A 4,355-nucleotide genomic window follows, 5' to 3' on the forward strand; every position below is an offset into this window, starting at 1 on the left:
CGCCCGCCACGCGCAGCGAGCCTGGCGCGACGTCGTCGACCTGCTCGCCGAGTGCCTGGCCGTGCAGGAGGACCTGGGGACATGACCCAGGCAAACACGCAGCTGAACAGGAGAGCCCATGAGTAGCGTGGCATGGTCCGCGATGGTCGGTCCCTGAACGCGATCGCCCCCGGGCTCTGCCGGTTGCGGGGGCTGGCCCCACCTTCGATCAACCGGACAGCCGGATGGCCGGGAGAACGCCATGTCGGCGACCGTGGGGCTGTCCCGAGTAAGTCGCCTACAGAGAAGGCAGGATCGTGCGCATTGTCACGGCCACCGCCGTCGCCCTGGCCCTCGCCGGCCAAGCCGCGCCGGCCGCCACCGCCCACCAGCCGACCACCGACGGAATCTGGCGCATGGACGGCTACGGCACAGTCCTATCCATCCGGAACGGAACCTTCCAAGAGTACCAGACCACCGCCGTCAGCTGTCTCAAGGGCGATTCCGCGCAGCGGACCGGCCCCAACACCTACACCATGCCCGACGGCACTGTCCTCACCGTGCGCAACCAAGGAAACCGCGACCGCGGGTTCCTGCGGGTGGAAGGCTCCGTCGGCGACCGGAACCTGCGCCGGATCCCGGAGTTGCCCGACGCCTGCGCGCGTCCGGCCCCCAAGGGCCCGCTCGCTGCCTTTGACGTCTTCTGGCAGTCCTTCGAGGAGAACTACCCTTTCTTTTCCGCCAAGGGCATCGACTGGCACGCTGTGCGCGACCAATACGGCCCCCAGGTACACGTTGGGACGACGAGGGACGAGCTCTACGCCGTCTTCAGCGAGATGGTCAAGCCGCTCTACGATGCCCACGTTGCCGTCCAGGACGGCGATCTCGTCTTCGCGCAGGTTCGCCCCGGCACCGTCGTGCCCACCGAGGAGTTGGACGCCAAGGTCAAGAAGTTCATCGTGGCGCGCGACCTCAAGAACGCCCGGAATCTTCAGGACTTCGCCAACGGGCGGATCACCTACGCCGACCTCCCCGGCGGGCAGGGCTATCTGCGGATCTCCGGCTTCGGCGGATACGCGGGCGATGGCGCCCCCTGCGCCGCCCAGCTGACCGAGCTCGACAGGGCGCTGGATACGGTCCTCAACCAGGAGCGCACCCAGCGCCTGAAGGGCCTGGTCATCGACCTGCGGATCAATGGCGGCGGCTCCGACGCCCTGGGAATCCACATCGCCGAGCGCCTCACCGACACCCCCTACCTCGCCTACTCCAAGCGGGCCCGCAACGACCCCGCCGACCCCACCCGGCACACCCGCCCCCAGCCCGCGTATGTCACGCCCGCCCGGGGGCCCCGTTACACCGGACCGGTCGCCGTGCTGACCGGCGGCTCGACCGTCAGCGCGGGGGAGACCTTCACCCAGGCCCTCATGGACCGACCCGGCAAGACGGTCCGGATCGGACAGCCCACACAGGGTGTCTTCTCGGACGTCATGCAGCGCAAACTCCCCAACGGCATGTCGGCCTGGCTACCGAACGAGGAGTTCCTGACCCGCTCGGGCAGGACCTTCGACGGCACAGGCATTCCGCCGCACCTCACCGAGCCGGTCTTCACCAAGGACGAGTTCGACAAGAAGAGGGACTCGGCCTTCGACAGGGCTCTGAACGTTCTACGGAACTGCGGCGGCACCACAAGCTGACGCAAGAGCAGCGGGGTTGGGGGACATCTCGCTGCTAATCACGGAAAGTCACAACCACGCTCAGCAGCACCGACAACTCGCGACAGTTGAATAGACGAGCCCACCAGCACCAAGGCCGGCGCCGAGGGCCGGCCTGAAGGCCCTGGGCGTGGGTGGGCCCGGGGCACTCCGAGACGACGGCCAGGGCGCTGAGCGATGCGCGTCCCGGCGCCGAACGGTCGCCGGGGGCCGACCGGCCTCCGGGGGCCGTGGAGACGTACGCGCTCGTGGTCGCCGCCCCGCGCGCCGCAGGTGTCGAGGAGTGAATCCTCCGCCCGTCCGACGTCGCTGACCAACAGCACGTCAGGCCCCGTCGAGCGACTCGTTGGACCTCTGCTGCTCTCGCAGTCGACGTCCCGTCACGCGGAACCGCAGGCACGGAGCGGGCATACACGGGTGCGACGCAAGCATGGACCGGGAGTGATGAACGGCCGGACAACGGTCAGGGGCGCGGCCGTGAATGCCGGCGGAGGGTTGGCCTCCCCGCCTGCCGGAGCGCCCCGGCAGGCGGGTCTCCGTGCTTACGATCCGTCGGACCAACACCTCGGACAGCGGCGTCTGTTCGGGCGTACACGGCTCCAGGAGAGAGGCCCCATGACCGTCACGGAGATGGCCGGACCAGGCCGCCCGCCCTTCCGTACTCCCGCCCCGGCCATCGGCCTCACCGTCCCCGCCGACGCCCCCGCGGCCGGTCCCCGGCCTGTCCAGGAGCAGGGCGTCCGGGGATGAGCGGGGTGTACGAGGCGGACCCGAGCGGTCTGCGACGCAGTGTCGAGGAGATGAAGAGCCTGCCCGTCCTGGCGAAGCGGATGGTGCAGGACTTCCGGCACCAGGAGAGCGCCTACACGGCCTGGCCCGGCTGGACGGACGACTTCGCCCTCCAGGTGCGTCCGCGATACCAGCGGAACAACACGTACTGCGCCGACGTCGTCCAGGGACTGTACGAGGCGCTGGACGCACTGGTCTCGGCGACGCTCGCCAACCTGGAGAACATCGAGAGCACCCGCACCGACGCCACCGAACGGATCGAGGCCCACGGCAGAAGAACGCATGAGGGCTCCCAGGGCCAGGGCGGGCAGGGGAAGCACTGAGTGCGGGAGATCGATTTCCCCGAGGACGTCAGGAAGATGCTCTGGGTCCTGCTCGGCGAGATGCCGTTGCAGGCCAGGGAGAACCTGGCCTGGAACAGCCGTGACCTCTACCTCGACCTGGCGAAACGGGTCGTCGAACTGCGCGGCGCCATACAGCGGTCCGTGCGCAACGCCGGCCACGCGCTTCCGGAGGACGTCGCACGTGGGTACACCCAGGGGCTGTCCCTGCTGACGGGTGACGGAGGGGTCGACCGGCTCCAGGGGTTCGTCGACCAGCTGGACGACATGGCGCGCGGCCAGATCGACTACTCGATGAAGATCCAGGAGTCGAAGTGGGAGATCATCGCCGAAATCGTCATGCTCCTGATCGAGCTGGCCTTCCTGGCCGCCCTGGCGTTCTTCACGGGCGGCACCTCGATCTCCCAGATGGCACTGGCCCGGGCCCGCAGCAGGCTGGCACTGCTGATGATCATCGACCGGCTGCTGCGGATGACCCACCTCGCACCCGCGCTCAGCGAGGCCTTCGTCGAGGCGATCCAGACGCTGGCGGTCAAGCTCACCCAGATCGCGGTCAACCCGCCGGGCCGCAGACCGTCGGGCATCGACTGGGGTGATGTCGGCAAGGCGGCGGCCTTCGGTGCCCTCGGGGGTGTCTTCGGGAGCGTCTTCGGACACTTCTCGAACAATTTCAAGAACTGGTTCAGAAACGGGGGCGGCCAGTACCTCGACCACCTGAACACCGACTTCCCGAAGCGGAATCCCGTTCTGTCCAAGGGACTCAACGACGCGTACGACGTCCCGGCGGTCTTCGTCGTCTCGGGACTCAGCGAGACGCTCGCGGAGGTGCTGGTCACCGGGCTCTTCGACGGGACATGGGAGTTCAAGTGGGAGACCTTCGTGGGGTCCGGCACCAGCGGGGTGTTCGGCATGTACGCCGAGTCGGCGGTCGGCCGAGGAGCACTCTGGCTGAACGGCAAGTTCCTCGCTCCGCCGGTAGCTCCCGGCAGGCTCAATGATCCGCCGCGGAAGGGCGGTACCCCGGGCGACGGGCCGGGCGCGCGTACGGCGCCGTCCACGGGGCCCGGTACCGGCCCCGGCACGGTCATGGAACGCGGCCTGCCCCTGACCACGACGCCTCCGGCCGCCGTGCCTCATCCCGTGGCCACGACGCCTCCGGCCACCGTGCCTCCTCCCGTGACCATGCCGTTGCCGGCCGTGCCGCCCGCGTTCCTGTCCCCGGCGCCCGAGGCCCCACCGGCGGCTCCGTCCCCGCCCGCCACGACGTCGGTAGCGCCCAGGGCGTCGGGCACGCCCACGACGCCCGTGCCGTCCACGTCTCTGACGTCCACACCGTTCGCGACGTCCTCGCAGACGGTCGACGGGCCCGCTTCGACGCCCGCCCCGGTGCCGTCGGACAGTGTCCGAAGCGGTCTGTCGGACACCGCCCTGCTCGGAAGTGGTGCGTCGGGGCCGTCCTGGGGCTCCGCGCCTGTTGCGCAGCGGGCCGTGCTGCCGCCGCTCGCCGAGACGCTTCTGCCCCCTCCGGAGTCCG

At 69.5% G+C, this 4,355-nt stretch carries 3 protein-coding genes and 1 pseudogene; all 4 read left to right on the top strand.

Annotated elements, in window-relative coordinates:
- Positions 1-296 precede the first annotated feature (296 nt).
- Positions 297-1,673, top strand: coding sequence for a S41 family peptidase (locus IH13_RS0135840; RefSeq protein WP_031091291.1), 1,377 nt, complete (start codon positions 297-299; stop codon positions 1,671-1,673).
- A gap of 633 nt (positions 1,674-2,306) precedes the next feature.
- The gene (locus tag IH13_RS45685; protein ID WP_267883902.1) at positions 2,307-2,441 is read left to right on the top strand and encodes a hypothetical protein; all 135 of its coding nucleotides are present in this window, start codon (positions 2,307-2,309) and stop codon (positions 2,439-2,441) included.
- Positions 2,438-2,803: a hypothetical protein gene (locus IH13_RS0135850; RefSeq protein WP_031091294.1), complete on the top strand. Its 366-nt coding sequence runs from the start codon at positions 2,438-2,440 to the stop codon at positions 2,801-2,803. The genes IH13_RS45685 and IH13_RS0135850 overlap by 4 nt, the downstream gene beginning before the upstream one ends.
- Positions 2,804-4,355: pseudogene (locus tag IH13_RS43780) on the top strand (hypothetical protein); the annotation flags it as partial.

The sequence above is a fragment of the Streptomyces sp. NRRL WC-3549 genome (assembly GCF_000721935.1).
GTDB lineage: Bacteria > Actinomycetota > Actinomycetes > Streptomycetales > Streptomycetaceae > Streptomyces.

Coding starts and splice junctions, on each gene's coding strand:
- IH13_RS45685 (WP_267883902.1), top strand. CDS start 2,307: ATGACCGTCACGGAGATGGCCGGACCAGGCCGCCCGCCCTTCCGTACT.
- IH13_RS0135850 (WP_031091294.1), top strand. CDS start 2,438: ATGAGCGGGGTGTACGAGGCGGACCCGAGCGGTCTGCGACGCAGTGTC.